Raw genomic sequence first — 18,622 nt, 5'->3', positions numbered from 1 at the left:
CGAACGAGTGCATCTCGCTCAACAATACCGCAATGTGCCCACATAGCAAATGAAAGGGCTCCTGGGACGGCCTATTTGAACTTGGAGGTCGCCTCGTGGAAGGCGGCCTTGACTTCGGTCCAGGCCTTTTCCAGGCCCTTTTTCACGTCTTCCCAGGCCTCATCGCCGGATGCCTTCAGCTCGCGCAGCTTTATCCCGGCCTCGCCCTGCTTGTGCTGCAAGGATTCGATGGCCTTCTCGTACTCGACCTTCATATCGGCCGTCATCTTTTCCGCCTTGGCTTTGAACAGGGCTATCTGCGCGTTCCATTCCTTGAGCTGTGCATCGAGCTTCTCCTCGTACGCCTTTCGTGTGTCACCCATAACAAACCTCCTTCGGTTAACTCAAAATAGTAACGGAAAAAACGATGCTGCCGTTCTTTGTCCAAGGGTGGGTAACGCAACGAGCATGCCAGGGAAGGCCCGAGGCTGCGGGGTGTCTAAGTGACCGATTGCGCGTGACAAAAATAGGGCAGTGGCGCGGGGAGGGGAAAAACCGTCAGGGGAAGCCGTCAAGTTTGACGTAACTGCCATATATGGCGGCTCCCTCGGGGCGGCAGGTTATACGCCTGGCCGCATTTTTCCCCTCCATCCGAAGAGGCGCAACGGAAAGGGAAGACCCCCAATATCCCCTGCGGCGTTTTTATATGGTGGTACAATTAACAGCATCTGCCTGGTCATTTCCTGGAAGCGGTCACGCATGTTCGCCCAATCCGTTCGACCACCGGAGCCATGCCATTGATACAAGGGGGAAGCCAGCATGTTGGATGATCGCAGCGATGAAAGAATGCAGTACATAACAAAGTGCGAGTTTGCCGTCAGGGGAACGGTCTACAAGTGCCTGCTCGATAACCTCTCCGCTACCGGCGCCTCGGTCGACATGATCCCTTCGGACCAGGAGTACATCACCACGGGGGACATAGGCACCTTGACGGTTCTCTTGTCGCCTCCCGTCAAGTACCTGTGCAACGTCGTCAGGATAAAATCCACCCAGGTGGGCCTGCAATTCCTGGACGATAATGACAGAACGTAGATTGCCACCATAAAGGAGAAACGCCATGCCGAAGATCGTTCGCTTTTACGAAACAGGGGATGCCGGGGTGCTCAAACTCGAAGAGGCGCCTCTTGTGGAGCCGGGTGCGGGAGAGATCCGCCTGAAGGTTGCGGCCATCGGCCTGAACCGCGCCGAAGTCATGTTCCGCCAGGGACAGTACCTGGAGGCGCCCAAGCTCCCCTCGCGGATCGGCTATGAGGCGGCGGGGATCGTGGACGCCGTGGGGCCGGGCGTCAGCGGCATCAAGGTCGGGGACCGGGTAAGCACCATACCCTCCTTCTCCGTCGGCGACTACGGTGTCTACGGGGAAAGTGCCATCGTGCCGGCCTATGCGGCCGTCCCGTATCCGGGGGTCCTGACGCCGGTGGAGGGTGCGGCGATCTGGATGCAGTATCTCACCGCTTTCGGGGCGCTCGTGGAATTCGGCCGCTTGCAGAAAGGCGAGAGCGTCGTGATCACCGCGGCGAGCAGCAGCGTGGGGTTGGCCGCGATCCAGGTCGCAAAGTATGTCGGGGCGACCGCCATCGCCGCCACGCGCGGCGCCGGGAAGAAGGATTTTCTTTTGGGGGCGGGGGCGGATCACGTCATCGTGACCGACGAAGAGGATCTGGTGGCGCGGGTGATGGCGATTACCGCCGGGAAAGGAGCAACCATGGTCTTTGATCCCGTGGCGGGGCCTCTGCTGGAAAAACTTGCCGCCGCCGCCGCTCAGGGGGCGACGATCTTCGAATACGGGGCATTGTCGCCGGCGCCGACGCCCTTTCCCCTGTTCGCAGCCCTGGGCAAGGGGTTGTCGGTGCGGGGGTACACCCTGTTCGAGATCGTGAGGGAGCCGGAGATGCTGGCCCGCGGCAAGCAGTTCGTCTCCAGCGGGCTCGAATCCGGCGCGCTGAAACCGGTCATCGACCGCACGTTCCCGCTGGAAAACATTGTGGAGGCCCATCGGTACATGGAATCCAACCTGCAACAGGGCAAGATCGTGGTGACGGTGTGACGTGAGCGGGCAGGGGCGGGGGTTCCGGGATGCCACGCATGCCTTGACAGCCTGGGAGCCTGCCCCGCCCCGTTTGTATTTCGGTGCTATGCATAACCCCGGCATTATTCCGAGGCATCAAAACAATAGCCTATAGATGATTTACCGTGTCGCAGTCCCCGGCTCCGCAACCGCCGCCTGCGCCGCGTGAAACGCCTCGCCGATCTTCCCTTCCAGGTTCAGCAGCACATTGCAGATTACCAGCCGGTCCAGATTGGAATCCAGGGTCAAAAGCGCTGTGGTGATGTGCAACAGCGAGATCGCCGCGCCGTGGCCCGGATCGGCCAGGCCGAGATTGCTGGGGCCGGAGAGGGACAGTTCCGATGTCTGGGGGAGCAGGCCGGCTTTGGACAGGAACCCCCTGGGGCTGTCGGGCGCGCTCTGGCAGGCCGTTTTGTAATAGGGGCGCAGGTGGTCCGGGCCCACATCCGCCTCCAGATCGGCAAAGGTCGGGTCCTCCGTGCCCAGCGCCGTGGCGGCCCAGCCGTACTCGTTTTCATAGCTCGCGCCGTATTTGGCGACCAGGGTGAGGTAATTGTCCTTGAGGGCGGCGTACTCCCCCTCGTCCAGCTTCGGGCACCCCACCACCCCGCAGTGGGCCTGATACCGTTGGGCCGCCCGGTACTCCTCGATATCGCCATGGTACAGATACCGTTCTGCGACGTCGTTGCCGTGGCTGCGCACCAACGCAGCGATGACCGCCATTTCGCGCAGGGAGCGCCACCGGGCGTGGGCGCCGTCGGCATAGCCGTTTTTCAGCAGGCAGATGATCTCCGCGCAGGTTCGGCACCCCTTGGCGTGGAGCCGTGTGAGGACATCGAAGACCAGATCGCCCTCCTTGGCCGCCAGGGGCCAATAGTATTCGTTGAAGTTGTTTCCCGATTCCAGGGCGATGTCATAGAACATCTCCAGCAGGTCGACGGCCGTGCCCCAGGTATGGTCCAGGTCGGCGCTGAACTGTTTGAGTTCCTTCCGGGCGTGTTTTTGATACTGCTTGAAGTTCTTCTTCAAGGTGTCCAGGATGATATCCGCGACTTCCACCGCTATCTCGGGCAGGGAATGGGACATATTTTTGGCGATCTCCTCGAACGCCTCGGCCAGGTCCTTTTTGTGGTCGATTTCGATGCGGACGCCGCTGCTCTCAAACTCCGTCAGATCCTCGGGTAGTTCCAGGGCCTCGCTTTCGTCGAACTTGAAGGTGCCGATATCCGCTTTGCTGGATATGACCTGTTCCAGTTCCTTGATCTGCTTGTTGCTGAGAACGAACCCCTGATCCCGGAATTTCTTCAAAAGGATATGAACGATAACCCGTTCCTCGGAAAGGGTCTTTGCCAGGGTCGTTTCAAAGAGTTCTTGCAGTGTGTTCATTGGGGTCACCGAGTGGTTGAACGGGATGGGTATGGTTGCAGGTTAGGGCAGCCGGGGGCTGTTCTTTTGTCAAATTTTGGGTGGTGGGATCGGGGGGCCACCAACAATAAAATGAATTCTGTAGAAAAAATCCTTTTGAGGTTCTCCTTGCGGCTTACCATCAACTTTGGCTTTTGCGCTGTACATTTTCTTTGATTAAAATCTGGATGTAGTCAGTAAAATTTTCGTTATCTGGCAGCGGATAATTGCGAGAATCATAAGTAATTAGCGTGGGGTGAAGCAGTTGTTCGAAACAGTATTGCAAAAAACGGTAGTGGTGCTTTTGTGCCAACTCAAACCCTTGCTGATAAACACATTCGAACTTCGCTGGGTTGCGTGTTCGTAGAGATTTTGCGTAAAAATACAGAGCTTCAACATAATAATATTTGATATGGACAAGTTGACTGATGGCCTCTTGATATAGTTCGTCAGCTTTTTTGACATCTGCTTCGACAAAAGCCAGCATCAACCATTTGAGCCCTCTGGTATAGGGGTTGACTGTGACCAAAGCCTCAACCTCTTGCCGCTTCAGAGGCTTCAGTTTTGAGCGGATATAAGATACTTGCATTCGATCAAGATGGGCTTTATCGTAGAGTTTAGACAAATAATCATCGATCTCCTCAAAGACCAATAGCCCCATGTTGGCTAGAACTTCAAAAGTGAAAAAATAGTGTTTACAGCTATTTGCAAGTTGTTGATCGAATTCACCCAATAATAATAATGAAGGCGGGTAGTTAGGAGTTAAGAACTTATGACTTGCCCGATGTTTTGCTGCACACAGCGCTTCACCTTCCATCTGATAAACAGATAACGCAATTTCAGCTGTCGAGCGTTCGTTGGGTTTGGCTCTATCAAATGTGTCTAACTTATCTAGTGGTATCGCCTGTTTTATAGCTTCAAAGGCACTATCGAAATCCCCATCAAAATATCTAGCGAAATACAAAAGCGCATCAACATAATGTCTATCCGCCCCCTTGAAATAGTCGCGCATTTCAGAGAGTCCACGAATTAAGCCACCAAGTGAGCAAATATCAATAAAAAGCACGCATAAGTTTTCTAGATATTCAATTAGTTCAGTACTATTAACATTAACCTTGTCACAATACATGATGCTTTTTAAGAAATTACCCTGCTGACTATTGAAAATTATTAGAGCTCGCCTTTCGTTGATATCCTGATGATCTCTTAATGCCATGGCAAATAATCGGTTATATTCAAAAGCGTTACAGTAATAGTGTGTAATGTTATTCCTACGATGGAGCTGAGCCTCTGCAAATTTGCCTACTATTGACTGAAGTTTTATTTGTCCGTTGTTGTTTTCGATCATAGATTTGTTTTCAAGTTCTTTGATGACCTTGTCGGTAATCATCATTTGCTGTAGTTCGTTTGTGCCGCTGTTTTTTGTATTCTTTTGACCGTGGGTCAGCCGCTTAAATGTTTCAAGCCCAATACCGTCGGGAAACAGCGACAGTAGCTCAAAAGCCCGCTGCTCGTTGTCGAGCAAATGTTTGTAGGAGTAGAGAATCGAACCATAGATCGATTTTTTTCTGGCAATATTGAGATCCGAATTATCGTCAAAAACCTCCAGATCACTATCACTGATTTTGCTGAACAGATCTGATTCCAACTCTTCTTTTAATGCGGCAAAATTCTTGCCTTTGGGCATATTTCTGGTGATCAATTTTATAGCTAGAGGGTTGTTGTCCAAGATGTTTTCGATGATCTCCTGGCGTAAGAAAGACAATTCACCTGGTTCAATTTTTCGTTGATCGAGGCAATGTGCGAATAATTCTACAGCCTCATCGGTGGTAAACTGGCGCATTTCATAGACAACTTCACCTTCAATTTGAAGCCGCTCCCTCGAAGTGATCACTATCGTCGCGTAGTCACAAATAAAGCCCAGCACCGTTTTGATTTCTTGCTGATCACCGAGATAGAGCAAGGTTTCAAAATTATCGAGAATGATCAGCCGTGATAATTGGTCGTAGTGGTCACGTAGATGCCGCTTAAGATCTTCGGCCTGTTCCAAATTGAAAGCTCCGGCAACCTTATATTGAAACTGCTGGCAATCTGTAATTGGTTCACACTCAACAAAGCTGATCCCTCCATCGAAATAACCTCGCTCAGCTAAGGCCACGGCGATTTTTTTTACTGTGGTGGTCTTGCCGATACCGCCGGAACCCTTGATCGTCAGGACGCCACCTTCCTCCTCCTGGGTCAGCAGTTTGCGGCAGATTTGCTCTAGGTCACCGGTTCGGCCGATGAAGTTGCGTACAGTCTTAGGATCGATACTGTCAGGCAGAGGGGTCTTTGGGTGTCTGATATTGTTGTCGCCCTCGATTCCTTCAATCAAGGGGGAGAGTTGAAAAGCAGAACGATTCAGAAGCTGACAGTTTTCGAAATAGTCCAGATTGTTCTTCTTGAACAACTGAAAGACGGCACTATTGAACTGCTGCTTTTCCAAATCCGCCAAGATTATAGTTGGTAAGCGTAATTCTGCTGTGGAGTCAGGGGGCGGTAACTGATCGACAAAAATGAATACCCCTGCGGTCTGTTCATTCTCAGTTTGATCTTCTAACTCTTTAAAACTAATGCGCTTGCTACAAAGATAGTCATCCTCTATCAATAATTTGTCCTTAATTACTTTAGATAATATTAACAAATAATCATACCCTTGCAGGTTGTTGATATTTTCGATACTCAAACTAAAGTAGTCGATAGGACAATCAATTTTCTTAAACTCTCTAAGAAGTTTTGAATAGTGCTGTTCCTCATTAATCGGACTGGCGGAGAGTAAGGCTATTTTTTTACCATTTTTTCTGGCGTGCACCTGCTGATGGTTGGTATGTTGACGATTTATTGCTTGGTCCATTTGGGGGGATTGTGGTGCATGCTTTGCAATAGCATTGACCAACTGTACCAGGGGGTCACCAAAGCTTTCGAAGGTTAACAATTCAATCGGTAACCCTTCAATTTTTTGCTTGATGGCATCATGTTGTTCCTGATGAACCATGGCATAATGAGGACCTGTGTTGGCATCAAATAGCCTGTGTTGATTGGCCATCTCGTGCAGCAACTCGGCGTCATCAAGGCTACAGCCGACAAATAGCAGTTGCTGATCACGGCACAGCCCCCTGAAAACATCAAGGGCCGCTAGGTAGTTTTTATCAGTTTCCATATAGAGCTTGTCGTAGCTTTCGGCGGTAAATATCATTGTGGAAATATTGTCGATTCGACCATGGAAATGCCAAATAGCAGGGGCTGCGAGATCACCTCGCTTAAAGCTTGCTAACTCAGCTTTGTTAGTATTGTCCAATTCAATCAGGCGTTGGATATCCGGGCAGGCCACGCGCAATACCTTGTCATAATTTAGCGTCAGAACCCGGTTGCTGAGGCCCCAAATTGCTTTGGGTAGCGACTTGCTTTCCTCGGATATTCGGGGCAAAGGTTCTTCAAAGTGTTTCCTAAAAAATTGATTCCATAGTGTGCCCTGTAGCCCCTGCCGAGCGAGTTTAGCAGCCTGTTGGAAATCTCCAAGATCCTGCATGGCTTTAATGCCATTGGCGAATTTTTCTTTTCCCGCTTTCTCAAGCTCATCAGCAGCATACCCCAACAGTTCTCTCCAACAGGGAAAAATTCTTTTCCCCTCTTTGTCGGTCAGCGACATCGACACACCGGCGCCAACAAGAGGAATTAGTTTATTGTTCTGAGAAGCATTAAGTAAATCTTGTGGTAACTTTTCGTGCACGGAATCTCCTGTTCAATGACCTGATTAAAAATATTGCCGATTCATCAACTTGCGGTCATTTTATTACGAATAATTAAGGGGGTGATCGACGGGATCGCGTCTTTACTTATTCACATTTTAAGAAGAACTGTTGTGGCTGAGGAATCTCATACACCTACAATCCATTCTTATTTTATTTATTGGGCACAACTACTTTATCACCCCATACCCTTCTACTCCCCGAAAACACACATTTCAATTGCAAAATCAATATGTTAAAAATATTAACACTCCTCAGAAAGTGTTAAAAAAATTAACATAAAAACGCCTATTCCCCATAACATGCCGTTTATACACAAAAAAAGACGCCTGGAACTCGCCCGGACGCCTCTGATTGTGTCAATATGATACGTCCCCGAAGGGCCGCGTGATTCATACCATGCTATGCCGCAACAACCTCTTGCAACAGTTCCGGGTGCCGATCCAGAAGGCGCATGAGCTTGATGACCGCCGGCAGCGGTTTTGCTTCGCCCCGCTCGTACCGGGAGAAAGCGTTATGGCCGCCGCCGGTGATCTGCGCCGCCTGTTTCTGGGTCAGCTTGAGGCGTTTGCGGATGCGGGCCAGTTCAGCAGCCTCTTCCTTGTCAACCGTTGCGATGAACTGGTCAATCAAAGGTTCCGTAGCCGTAGCCTCCGCGCCGGTCATGACACCCTCGCCGCAGCGGTTGCACCATGCGCCGACCTGCTCGAACTCCAGAACGCGCCCCCGGTACTCGAAGGCGGTCTTTTTCCTGCCGTGTTTCAAGGTGCCCTCAAGGCATTCGGGGCAGGTTTTCCCGTTGTATTCCTTACTCATCGTCCCGCTCCTTGAAGGATATGATGAAATAGTCATCAAGTCTCTGAAATTTGATATAGAGGGCGATACCCTGCCACTCGGAGAAATAGACATCCTGCCAGACCTTGTGGTCGCCATAAACGGTCATGGACTTATGGAAGTTCTTCAGGGAGAGCGCCTGCATGACCTGCCACGCCTGCTGCAACGACATCCTGGCCTTCTTGATGCCGTTACGAGCCGAGGTCGTCAGCACCATCGTCTCGACAGCATCCATCTGTCGCTTGATGACGGCCAGGTCGTAATGAGGCCGCTTCTTTTCCATATTGTATAATGACCCTTTCAGGGTAATTTGGCAACTGTATTTTGGTTCTCATCTCTCCAGCAAACTACCAATCCCGGCTGCCCTCCAGGGATAACGCACAAAGGCCGGGCCCGTATCCCAAATGGTATATGGAGGCCCGGCCCCTGGTTAGCAGCACATCAGCCGTCAGAAGCTGTAGCGGAAGCCCCCGGAGAAGCTGCTGTTCAGGTAGGAGAGGCTTACCCCGTCCTTTGAAAAATCGGACCCGGCGCCCTGGAACTTGTACGAAAAATCAAGCGCTATATTCTTGTCCACCGCAATTGTCGTCCCGACGGCGACCTGGTAACCGAACGCCGTGTCGTCATACTTGGTCCCCTGGACCTGCAGTTCGCCATCCAGCACGCCAAGCCCTGCGCCGACATAGGGCGTGAAGATCGTGCCTGTTTTGATGTCATAGTAGCCGTTCACCAGGTAGCTCATGACTTTGAGATTCGTGTCGTCCACCGAGAGGCTGCCGCCGGGTCCCGAGAGGTGGTCCACATCGGCCTTCCGGTAGCCGAATTCAAATTCCAGCCTCACCGGGTCAAAATTGTAGCCCGCATTGGCGCCAAAACCATACCCGGAATTGTAGTTGGTCGTTGCCGTGCCGCTGAAGCCCGACACCTTCATGTCGGCATTATGAAAGATGCTCACGCCGCCCGAGACCCCGAGATAAGGCCCGGCCGCACAAGCCGACCCGGCCGTTGCCGCCAAAAACAATCCCACCACCAATGCCTTGATTCTCATGCCAAAAACCTCCTTGGATTAAATGCGCCCTCCTGTTCCTGGGCGGAACAGGGGGCGAACAACGCATGACATAACAGATCGGAGTTTCCCTGCGCACATGGAACAGATCGCATCCGATCGACAGATCACTTTTACGCCACGGGTCTGCACATTTCAATCACAATTTCAGTATGTTAAAAAAATTAACACTATCCTGGGAGTGTTAAAAAAATTACCATTTTGGCCATCTTTTGAACCTGCTGTTTTCACATTAAAAAAGGCCCCCTGGATACCCCGGAGACCTCTGTTTGTATCATTATGATACAACCGCGAACGACCGCCGGGCTACCCGGTTATGATGTCGGCCATGATGAATGTTTCCTGGATGACGGTATCGGGGTCCTCGAGCTTCGAAGCGATAAGTTCCCGTAAATGAAAAAAGGACGGGAGGTTGATCTCGTCGATCTTGAGCCCCAAGCCCTGTTCCTGCTCGTAGATCACGGTGGCGGGGAATTGGAATTCCTTCTTCAAACAGCGAGCCTTTACGTACACCTGCTGGTTGACCGGGAGCTTGACGGCGGTTTTTATAAACAGGCCCCGCAGGCTTATCTCCGTAACCTCGCCGGATATGGTTTGATCATGGCACTCGATGGTTGCCACTGCCGAGATTTCCACCCTCGTAAATTTTCTCGTGTTCACGGTCATGTCGCCTCACCTCACCAGGAGTCTGAACGCTGAGTCTGTTTCCAAATGTTCACCATACCATGTCGAGCAAAAATTCTCCAATGTCTTAATGCCGATAGGGACGGGGGGGCACCCCATCCCGCAGGAAAACTTCGCCGGGGCGAGAAGGGTGGGGATGGCTTGGGGCCGGCGGCATCCGGGCGTGGCCGCGGCAAAAAAAACGATACCCTGTCCCGGGAACGGGAGTATAATGAAGAAGTTGTCGTAAATACCGTATTTCAGAAGGAAACCACCATGACCCAAGTTACAGCAAACAGCGCTAAATCGTACAAGGAGCAACCGGACAGTATCGACAAGCTGCTGGAGGCGCTGGACACCTACACCCTCGATCCGCGTTTCGAGCGGTACGCCGACAAGTTCATCTCGAAGGACCAGGAGACCGGCACAACGCGCTTCTTCGGCAGCTTCGTGGATGTGCAGCGCGTTTTCGACCTGCGGACCGATGAACGGAGCCTGGTCGACCGGTTGACCGCCGCCATTCAGAAAAACCGCTCGACGGATTTTTACAAACAGGCGCGGGCGGCGAACGAACGGCACCATTAATATCCCATACTCGTCATTCCGACTCTTTCGGCCGCTGCCGTGGTTGCGGCTCCTCGATGTAGACCGTGCTGCACCTGCGTCGCCGCACCTTGGCACCAGCCAAAATGGCAAAGGAATCACTTCCCCCGACTGACCGCACGGGACACGAGCCCCATCGGTTTTATGGAAATTACCAGTCCCATTTCCCCCTTCCCTCCGCAATTTCCTCATGTGCCAGGCAATTTTTCATTGAAAAGCGGGACGGTTTCAGGCCATAACAGGCCATGGGCGAGATGATGCGTGGGGAAAGGTGCGTGCACAATGGCGTTGCCCGATAGGGAAACGGCGCGGGTGGAGGAGTTGCTGGGCGCGTTCTGCCGGGCGCGGAGCGGCGATGCGGTGGCCCTTGCCTACCAGACCAGGGGGAACCGGGTGGCCCTGGTGGAGACCCGTCCCCTGTTCATCGACCCGAGCATCATGAACAGCGTGAACGTGGCCCAGTTCGAATTCGACCCGGAGTCGCAGATCTGGACCCTGTACTGGTACGACCGGAAGAACCGGCGCCAGCCGTACCCCACGGGGCGCAACCGGGATACCCTGGAAAAACTGGTCGCCGAGGTGGGGGCCGATCCCACCGGCATCTTCTGGGATTAGCCGGCGGCGGTCGGCGGCTTTTTTGCTCGAACGGCGTAGACGTGTGCCGGCAAAGGTAGTAGAATCATAGAAAAAAGGATGGCAGATGCATGCAAGCGGAACGAACGGAACGGAGCGACAAGCGCTTCGCCATTAAAACACAGTGCGTGCTGAACATCGGCGGCGCAAAGTACCGTTGCCTGATCGACAACCTCTCGACCACCGGCGCCTCGATTGTGATGGACGGCCCGGTTCAGGAGGGCATCAAGGTCGGGGAGATCGGTTCCTTGAAGGCACTCCTGTTGACCGCGGTCGAATACCGCTGCAAGGTCGTCAGAGTGGAAGGGGTGCATCTCGGCGTGCAATTCCTGGATACCTGATCCGCGCGGAGCCCCCTGTACCATCCCCTGCCCATTACGCCGCCCGTCCCCCCCATATGCGACCTTTTTGCTTCAGGTGCCCCGCTGTCTCTACGCCCCCGCGGCGCATCTTTCTTCGGGTAGCTGCCGCGCACCTGCCTGACCCTCCCGTAAGCGAAGCGATGCCGTAATTTTTTCCGCTCCCCGGCCCATGAAAAATGCCGTGAAAAATTGAATTATTTTGCTGGTATTTGAGGCGGGGGCTAGGGGAACTAAAAGAAATTTCGACCCAAAATCAACTATTTCCTGCAAAAAAAGTTTGGGATGCTATACTTTCTCCCAAGAACGTTCCAGGCGGTTTTTGGGGAAAGCGACCGATCCCATGGGCAGAATGGGCCAAAGGTTCAGGATCGAGGGCCATGCGAAATGCACCCTGCATTTCGCCGGCCTCGCCTATGCCGGCGAGATCGAGAACATCTCCCTGAGCGGCGCCCTGGTCAATCTGGACAGCGAGGTCCCCGGCGGCGTGCATCCCGGCTGCCAGTGCGCCCTGACCCTGGGCGGCAAACAGGACGCCTACCCCGTGCAGTATACCTGCCGGGTGGCCCGGCTCGGCGGCGCCATCGTGGGGGTGCAGATCCTCGAACTCATCTATGGGGAAACCGTGCACTGAGGGGCCCCGGCCCCCGTCCCCCGTCCCCCCGACGGTAAGCAGTCGTAAAGCCGCATAATATTAACGCCATTTCATGTTGCCCACAGGTGTTGATAACTCTGGGGGAAAACAGGAAAATCCCAGACGGAATCCGACCTCTCCCCGCCTGCCCATCCTGCTCCAACTCTCCAAAATGCACGAGGTGGCCCTTGGCCCGATCATCGGGCGTTGTTGTACCGACAAAGGCAACCAAATGGTTGCATTTTTTGTCCCGTTGACTATACTTGTAATCAGGAGGTACCACGACATGAACACTTCGACAGATACCATAGAAAGAGAAATCCTGATCAAGGCGTCCCGTTCGCGGGTATGGCGGGCCCTGACCGATGCCGGGGAATTCGGCGAGTGGTTCGGCGCGGCCATCGCAGGGCAATCGTTCGCAGTCGGCGGCCGTGTGCTGGGACATAGTACCTATCCGGGCTACGAACACATGGTCTTCGATATTACGGTGGAGCGGCTGGAACCGGAACAATTGTTTTCCTACCGCTGGCACCCCTATCCTGCCGATCCGGCGATCGACTACTCCAAGGAGCCGACCACCCTGGTCGTATTCGAGTTGAAGGAGGTCGCGGCAGGCACCCTGCTGAGCGTTGTGGAGTCCGGCTTCGACCGGATACCGGCGGCGCGTCGCCTGGAGGCGTTCCGCATGCACAGTGAGGGATGGGAAGGCCAGTTGGAAAGCATTGAGAAGTACGTTGCCGCGCCGTAGAGCACGAGGGACCGGTGCGCCGCAAAGACCGGCACCGGAGGTTTCGGCGCCGGTCTTTGCGGCCTTGGGCGACGAGACACGCCTGTGGCTCATCACCGCCCTGTGCGCCGGAGGCTCCCAGTCCATTGCCCAACTCACGGCCGGCACACAGATCTCCCGCCAGGCGGTCACCAAACACCTGCGCGTGCTGGCGGAGGCGGGTCTGGTGCGTGACGTCAAGGTCGGGCGCGAACGGCTGTGGGAGTTCGCACCGGGGCAGTTGGAGGAGGCGCGGCGCTCCCTGGACGTGATCGCGGCGCAGTGGGATTATGCGCTTACCAGGCTGAAGCGGGCGGTGGAGGGGTAAAGGGGAGGGGAGGACGTACCGCGCCGGGGCGGGCCGCAACCTGACGTTGCGGCCCGCCCCCTGTTTGTTTCCGGGAACTATTGTGCCTCGACCTTGAAGATCCTTTTGGCGGTGGCCACCCGCGCCTGCAGCTCCGGCCCCTCCATCTCGGCGACCACCTGGGCCAGGATATCCGGGATCGGGATCTGCTGGGGGCACTTGTCCAGGCAGGCGCCGCAGGCGATGCACTGGGAGGCGAACCCCGGCTTGTCGTTGAGCAGGTCGCCGCTCATGCGGATGGAATACATGAACTTCGCCTCCTCCGTGTTGCCGAACAGGTGCATCTTGTTGTAGACATCGAAACAGCCCGGGATATTCACGCCCGCGGGGCAGGGCATGCAGTAGCCGCAGCCGGTGCAGCCGACCTTCATCAGCTCCTGGTACTTCCTGCCGGCCCGGTCCACCAGGGCCAGTTCCTCGCCGGTCAGGGCGCCGCTCAGGGCCGAATCCGCGATGGCCAGGTTCTCCTCGATATGACGCTCCTCGTTCATGCCCGAGAGCAGCAGCGTGACCTCCGGGTGGTTCCATACCCAGCGCAGGGCCCATTCCACCGGCGGGCGGCGCACCTTCGCCTCGTCCCAGATCGCGGCCACGGCGGGCGGCGGCGTCGGGAGCCCCAGGTTTCCTCCCCGCAGCGGTTCCATGACGATCACCCCCAGCCCCTTGGCGGCGGCGTAGCGCAGCCCCGCGGCGCCGGCCTGGTACTCCTGGTCCAGGAAGTTGTACTGGATCTGGCAAAACACCCAGGGGTAGGCATCCACGATCCGCGTGAAGTCCGGCCCCAGGCCGTGGAAGGAGAAGCCGGCATTGCCGATCCGCCCGTCGGCCTTGGCCTGGTCGAGAAAATCCGCGACGCCCAGGCTTGCCATGGTATCCCACTGGGGGCCGTCCAGGCTATGGACCAGGTAGTAATCGATGCGGTCGATGCCCAGTTTCTCCAATTGGGCGGCCAGGTAGCGGTCCATGTCGGCGCGGCTCTTGATCATCCACGAGGGGAGCTTGGTCGCGACCTTGACCCGCTCCCGGTAGCCGTCCTTCAGGGCCTTTCCTAGCACGATTTCGCTCTCGCCGCCGTGGTACGGCCACGCCGTGTCGACGTAATTCACCCCGTTGTCGATGGCCTGGCGGATCTGGGCGATGGCCCGCGGTTCATCGATCCTGCCGTCCTTGGCGGGCAGGCGCATGCACCCGAACCCCAGGACGGAGAGCTCATCCCCGTTCTTCGGCATTGTTCTGTATTGCACGGTAGACCTCCTTTGCGCTAAAGACTTCTTAAAGTATAAATGACTTTATACTAGGTGCAATGGACCGCAATCTCAATACCCGTTCCTGTCGATTGCTTGCCTATTCCTCGCGAATGCGGCACGGCCGGGCCGGTCGGGGGGCCGGGGGCGATACGGGCGGAAACGGCGAATGATCCGCAGGGTGGGCGCCGCATGCCGTTTTGATTTTGCGATTTCCCGAGCCTGTGGTACAGAATACCGTCGGCCACAGAGCCACGGGGGCGCGGAGAACGACGTGTCCCTCCGCCGGGGGGCTGCCGCTCCGCGCTCTTCGGGGGATGGCGGTGCCCGGACCCTGCCCCCTGGAAGCAACGCGAGGAAGCTGTTCGAAACGATTATCGAGGAGTTGAACGGTGATATTGACCGGAACCATTGTAAATGTAGCCGCAATCTGCGCCGGCGCGCTGGTCGGCCGTTATGCGGGGCGCATCATCCCCGCCAGGATACGTCAAACGGTCATGGTCGGTTTGGGGTTGAGCGTCGTGCTCATCGGGCTGCAACTGGCTCTGAAGAGCAAACAGCCGATGATCGTGATCGGCAGCCTGATACTGGGCGGCATCCTGGGCGAACTCATGGGGATCGAGGCGCGCCTGGAATCGTTCGGCCTGTGGTTGCAGGGGCGTTGTCGCGGCGCCGGTGATATTGCCGAAGGCTTCGTTGCCGCCAGTCTCCTGTTTTGTGTCGGCGCCATGGCAATCATGGGGGCGCTTCAGGACGCCTTCAGTGGCACGCCGACCATCCTCTACGCCAAGGCGGCCCTGGACGGGGTGGCCTCGATCGCCCTGGCCTCGACGCTGGGGATCGGGGTGCTGTTTTCGGCGCTGCCGGTCGCCCTCTATCAGGGAGGCATCACCCTGGCGGCCGATTCCGCAAAATCGTTGCTGACCGGACCCGTGGTGTCGGAGATGAATGCGGTCGGCGGCCTGTTGATTGTCGCCATCGGCCTGGACCTGGTGGGGATCAAGCGCTTTCCGGTCGGCAATCTGCTGCCCGCGGTCTTTGTCGCGGTCGGGCTCGTGTGGCTGTTTGGGGGGGCGTGAGTGGTCGCGCTGGAGGGCAAATTTCAAAATTTGAGGATTGTAGGCCCGACCGTGTTGGATGTCGGGCTTGAGCTTACTCTTGCCTGACTATATCGACCGAGATCTCCACCGCCGTAATCGTTCCTCTGTTCTCAAGCCAGTGAGTGGTGTTCCTATCCTCGGGCCAGCCCACTCCCGGTCCATAGTCGGTAGCAACCCCATTTCGATGGTCAGTGATCGTTCCTTGCAGTATATAGACGGTGCCAGGTCTGTCTTTGTGGTCGTGAATCGGGCCGAAGACGCCTCCAGGCTCGATGGTCACCATGCGCATTCGAAGTTGGCGCCCTGCCATGCCCTCGATCTCAGGGCCAAGGTCAACCGTTGCGAGTGACTTCACCGTAACGCCTTTCGTCTCAGGTGCCAGCTGTTCGTTGCTCATCGGGCTCTCCTCTTGGCACTTTCGGGGCTTATTTGTTATTAGCCCCTGAATGCAAGTCGATTCCGCAGTACCGTTTCATAAGACTCCTCCTGAGCTTGAAAGAGTGGTCTTTTAAAAGTATATCAGGAAGTGTGGGTTGTGCTGGAGGGCCAGACCTAGAAATTTCAAAATTTGAAGATTGTAGACCTGACCCTTCCGACTTGCTTTGCGAGTGACTTCACCGTAACGCCTTTCGTCTCAGGTGCCAGCTGTTCGTTGCTCATCGGGCTCTCCTCTTGGCACTTTCGGGGCTTATTTGTTATTAGCCCCTGAATGCAAGTCGATTCCGCAGTACCGTTTCATAAGACTCCTCCTGAGCTTGAAAGAGTGGTCTTTTAAAAGTATATCAGGAAGTGTGGGTTGTGCTGGAGGGCCAGACCTAGAAATTTCAAATTTTGAAGATTGGAGACCCGACCCTTCCTGCTTGCTCGATGTTCTTGGCCATGGCCGTCTCCTTTGTTTGGATGTTCCCTTATTGTTGTATTGTTCTTCGACTTACCTCATTCCAATTGAGTCCAGCCTTTCCGTTCTCCGCCAATTTGGAGGACACAAAATAGAATTACAATGCTTAGCAGGCCAGACAAATTTTCAGTCACTTTACCACTAAGGGTTATATTTAGAATAACTGAAATAATACAAGCTGTTGCAGCGCCATAAAATCCCCACTTTTTCCAATGAAAAAGGGCAACGAGACTCATAATGTGGAATAAAAAATTAAAACGTATTGCATAATATACCCATTTGGGAACGTCAGGAAACTTCTTCATAAGCATGAATCTAGGATCACCTAAAATATGCCCGAATAAAATAAATCCTATAGATAGCATTACAATAGATAAAACAATATAAATTGATAATAACCAATGCCTTTTTTTCGTCATAGTCATTTAATTTACCTATCAATAAGGCATATATAGCGAATAATAAGGTGGCAGGCTACTTATTGGGGCCATACTTGAGGTCTACAATCTTCAAAATTTGAAGATTGTAGACCTGACCCTTCCGACTTGCTCTAGACCTGACCTCCCGACTTGCTCTTACCCAGCATCTTCGAGGGCTTTTCTAACGTGATTAATGATTGGACTCAGCTCCTCAGCGAAGGATTTGCATACTATCATTGCAAATATCTGCAGTGACATGTTGCGTTCAATCCCAAGCTGTTTTGCGATCTCATAAAACTCGTTGTGTTTACCCGCCTGTAGTCCATATTCAAGAATATCCTTGAGATGGTCAGGTGCACAATTGAGCATGGGGGCAAGGGTACTAATACAATCATATGCTCGTTGAACAAGCCAATTTTCTGGCCACGAATCACTAGGTAGGTAGTCAATACAAGATTTAAACCATGGAGTGAAGTTCTCTTTTGGATTCTCGCACATATTTTTTGCGTGCTCAAGATTGTCAGCTTCCTTAGCACGCTGATCTCCATCAAATATAGCAAGAGTGGGTTTGGCCTCACCGCGGACGTGGATCGCCGCGAGTTGGCGCGCAAGTGCTGAGGCCGAGCCAATCACGTGAAGAGTCAGCCGCGAACGCAACTCTGTTGGCAGACATGCTAAAAGAATGGTTTTTGCTACTTCGTCTTCAACAAGCAGATCAATTTCAACACTAGGTAGTGCGGCCAGCTTCGCGAACGCGAAATCTGACGAAATGGCCTCTGTTATCCTTGTATTCCCATTTACCGTTTCGACAAAAAAACGGGCGTCGTATGGCAGACAGTCGAATATTTCTCGCGAGTGTGTAGTACAGATTACCTGTGTGTGCGTTTCTAGGCATACATCTTTTAGGCGTTCGATGAAACGGCGTTGTGCTTCCGCGTGGAGGCCAAGCTCAACTTCGTCCATTACTAGGAGCGCGCCAGGTCCGCATGAGTAGATATTTGAAAAAATTTCGAAAAGCGCATTCTCGCCAGCCCCCATATTAAAACCCGAATAAATGGTATCACCAATTTGCACGATTGGAAGACTATACTTTGAGTGCTCTAGGTAGCGAAAATTTTCGTAGGCCCGTCCCAGAACAAACCCGACCGCGTCCTTAACTTTGTCTTCCCACCCCTTTGGTGCGGCGTCGCTGAACGACTTGGAGTAGGAACGGGACTGACTCCGTTCGCTGTGGGGGACGATACGTTCAATTCCTAGGAAAACAATATTTTTCTTTACCCGGTCTGCATAATCATTCCACTTTCCCCCCTTGTTTTTTCGGCGACGTTGCATACCAATACCGACGCCCTCTGGGAGTGCTGGGCTTTTTTTCCAATTGTTGTGGGCGATGTAGTACTTGATCTCGATACCTTGGGGTGGGATTTCTTCCGAATGTTGGACAAAAAAGTCCGAAAATGTGTAGTACGTGTTCTTACGCTTTGGCAACTTGAAGCCATTTTTTGTGTTGTGATACGCGCAACAGGCAAGAGCGAGGATGGTAGACTTGCCAGCACCATTCCTTCCGGCGATAGCAGTAATTGGGTATTGAAAAGTAATATCCAGCGAATTGAGACCACGTAAAACGCCATTGCTTAGAACAATGCGCCGGATAAAAGCATGCTCGTTATCGTTAGCGAATCGCCTACGTAACTGTTTGTCTTTCTGGCTCTCTCGGTATTTCATATCTTCGAATTGTCC

20 protein-coding genes are annotated in these 18,622 nt (G+C 53.8%); 9 read left to right on the top strand and 11 right to left on the bottom strand.

Annotation, left to right across the window (positions count from 1 at the left end):
- Positions 1-71 precede the first annotated feature (71 nt).
- Entirely contained in the window at positions 72-362 is a 291-nt protein-coding gene (locus F6V25_RS14680; protein WP_151129368.1) for a sll1863 family stress response protein, read from the bottom strand.
- Positions 363-798: 436 nt separating this feature from the next.
- Between F6V25_RS14680 and F6V25_RS14675 the strand changes: the two genes are divergently transcribed.
- Positions 799-1,071, top strand: coding sequence for a PilZ domain-containing protein (locus tag F6V25_RS14675; RefSeq protein WP_151129367.1), 273 nt, complete (start codon positions 799-801; stop codon positions 1,069-1,071).
- Positions 1,072-1,096: 25 nt separating this feature from the next.
- Positions 1,097-2,086: a zinc-dependent alcohol dehydrogenase family protein gene (locus F6V25_RS14670; RefSeq protein WP_151129366.1), complete on the top strand. Its 990-nt coding sequence runs from the start codon at positions 1,097-1,099 to the stop codon at positions 2,084-2,086.
- Positions 2,087-2,227: 141 nt separating this feature from the next.
- Here F6V25_RS14670 and F6V25_RS14665 read toward each other — a convergent pair whose 3' ends face one another.
- The 6 genes from F6V25_RS14665 to F6V25_RS14640 all read right to left on the bottom strand — a co-directional run bounded on the left by F6V25_RS14665 (position 2,228) and on the right by F6V25_RS14640 (position 9,865).
- Positions 2,228-3,493 carry a DUF5677 domain-containing protein gene (locus tag F6V25_RS14665; protein ID WP_151129365.1) on the bottom strand — a complete coding sequence of 422 codons (1,266 nt, stop codon included), beginning with the start codon at positions 3,491-3,493 and terminating at the stop codon, positions 2,228-2,230.
- Between the two features lie 160 nt (positions 3,494-3,653).
- On the bottom strand, positions 3,654-7,280 hold the full coding sequence (locus F6V25_RS14660; protein WP_151129364.1) for an SIR2 family protein: 3,627 nt from the start codon (positions 7,278-7,280) through the stop codon (positions 3,654-3,656).
- 421 nt (positions 7,281-7,701) lie between these two features.
- On the bottom strand, positions 7,702-8,115 hold the full coding sequence (locus tag F6V25_RS14655) for a type II toxin-antitoxin system MqsA family antitoxin (protein ID WP_188055298.1): 414 nt from the start codon (positions 8,113-8,115) through the stop codon (positions 7,702-7,704).
- Positions 8,108-8,416, bottom strand: coding sequence for a type II toxin-antitoxin system MqsR family toxin (locus F6V25_RS14650; protein ID WP_149306465.1), 309 nt, complete (start codon positions 8,414-8,416; stop codon positions 8,108-8,110). Before F6V25_RS14650 ends, F6V25_RS14655 begins: the two co-directional genes overlap by 8 nt.
- Before the next feature lie 165 nt (positions 8,417-8,581).
- A complete protein-coding gene (locus tag F6V25_RS14645) occupies positions 8,582-9,181 on the bottom strand; it encodes an outer membrane protein (RefSeq protein ID WP_151129363.1) in 600 nt (199 codons plus the stop codon).
- 324 nt (positions 9,182-9,505) lie between these two features.
- Entirely contained in the window at positions 9,506-9,865 is a 360-nt protein-coding gene (locus tag F6V25_RS14640; protein WP_151129362.1) for a PilZ domain-containing protein, read from the bottom strand.
- A 273-nt stretch (positions 9,866-10,138) separates the two neighbouring features.
- Here F6V25_RS14640 and F6V25_RS14635 point away from each other — a divergent pair, with 273 nt between their 5' ends.
- From F6V25_RS14635 to F6V25_RS14610, 6 genes are all read left to right on the top strand, one after another.
- A complete protein-coding gene (locus F6V25_RS14635) occupies positions 10,139-10,447 on the top strand; it encodes a hypothetical protein (RefSeq protein ID WP_151129361.1) in 309 nt (102 codons plus the stop codon).
- 300 nt (positions 10,448-10,747) lie between these two features.
- A complete protein-coding gene (locus tag F6V25_RS14630; RefSeq protein WP_151129360.1) occupies positions 10,748-11,080 on the top strand; it encodes a DUF3024 domain-containing protein in 333 nt (110 codons plus the stop codon).
- Between the two features lie 89 nt (positions 11,081-11,169).
- A complete protein-coding gene (locus tag F6V25_RS14625) occupies positions 11,170-11,439 on the top strand; it encodes a PilZ domain-containing protein (RefSeq protein WP_151129359.1) in 270 nt (89 codons plus the stop codon).
- Positions 11,440-11,800: 361 nt separating this feature from the next.
- Positions 11,801-12,091, top strand: coding sequence for a PilZ domain-containing protein (locus tag F6V25_RS14620; RefSeq protein ID WP_151129358.1), 291 nt, complete (start codon positions 11,801-11,803; stop codon positions 12,089-12,091).
- Between the two features lie 286 nt (positions 12,092-12,377).
- Complete coding sequence (locus F6V25_RS14615) at positions 12,378-12,839, top strand: SRPBCC family protein (protein WP_151129357.1); 462 nt, start codon at positions 12,378-12,380, stop codon at positions 12,837-12,839.
- The gene (locus tag F6V25_RS14610; RefSeq protein ID WP_151129356.1) at positions 12,826-13,185 is read left to right on the top strand and encodes an ArsR/SmtB family transcription factor; all 360 of its coding nucleotides are present in this window, start codon (positions 12,826-12,828) and stop codon (positions 13,183-13,185) included. Before F6V25_RS14615 ends, F6V25_RS14610 begins: the two co-directional genes overlap by 14 nt.
- 77 nt (positions 13,186-13,262) lie before the next feature.
- Here F6V25_RS14610 and F6V25_RS14605 read toward each other — a convergent pair whose 3' ends face one another.
- Entirely contained in the window at positions 13,263-14,468 is a 1,206-nt protein-coding gene (locus tag F6V25_RS14605; protein ID WP_151129355.1) for an aldo/keto reductase, read from the bottom strand.
- 392 nt (positions 14,469-14,860) lie between these two features.
- Here F6V25_RS14605 and F6V25_RS14600 point away from each other — a divergent pair, with 392 nt between their 5' ends.
- A complete protein-coding gene (locus tag F6V25_RS14600) occupies positions 14,861-15,547 on the top strand; it encodes a DUF554 domain-containing protein (protein ID WP_151129354.1) in 687 nt (228 codons plus the stop codon).
- A 73-nt stretch (positions 15,548-15,620) separates the two neighbouring features.
- Here the strand turns inward: F6V25_RS14600 and F6V25_RS14595 are convergent, their stop codons facing one another.
- From F6V25_RS14595 to F6V25_RS14585, 3 genes are all read right to left on the bottom strand, one after another.
- A complete protein-coding gene (locus F6V25_RS14595; protein ID WP_151129353.1) occupies positions 15,621-15,965 on the bottom strand; it encodes a cupin domain-containing protein in 345 nt (114 codons plus the stop codon).
- A 539-nt stretch (positions 15,966-16,504) separates the two neighbouring features.
- Positions 16,505-16,891 carry a hypothetical protein gene (locus F6V25_RS14590; RefSeq protein ID WP_151129352.1) on the bottom strand — a complete coding sequence of 129 codons (387 nt, stop codon included), beginning with the start codon at positions 16,889-16,891 and terminating at the stop codon, positions 16,505-16,507.
- 150 nt (positions 16,892-17,041) lie between these two features.
- A complete protein-coding gene (locus tag F6V25_RS14585; protein ID WP_151129351.1) occupies positions 17,042-18,607 on the bottom strand; it encodes an ATP-dependent nuclease in 1,566 nt (521 codons plus the stop codon).
- Positions 18,608-18,622: the final 15 nt, after the last annotated feature.

Origin of the sequence: Oryzomonas japonica (assembly GCF_008802365.1) — a bacterium.
GTDB lineage: Bacteria > Desulfobacterota > Desulfuromonadia > Geobacterales > Pseudopelobacteraceae > Oryzomonas > Oryzomonas japonica.
This window is presented reverse-complemented; position numbering and strand designations above follow the sequence as displayed.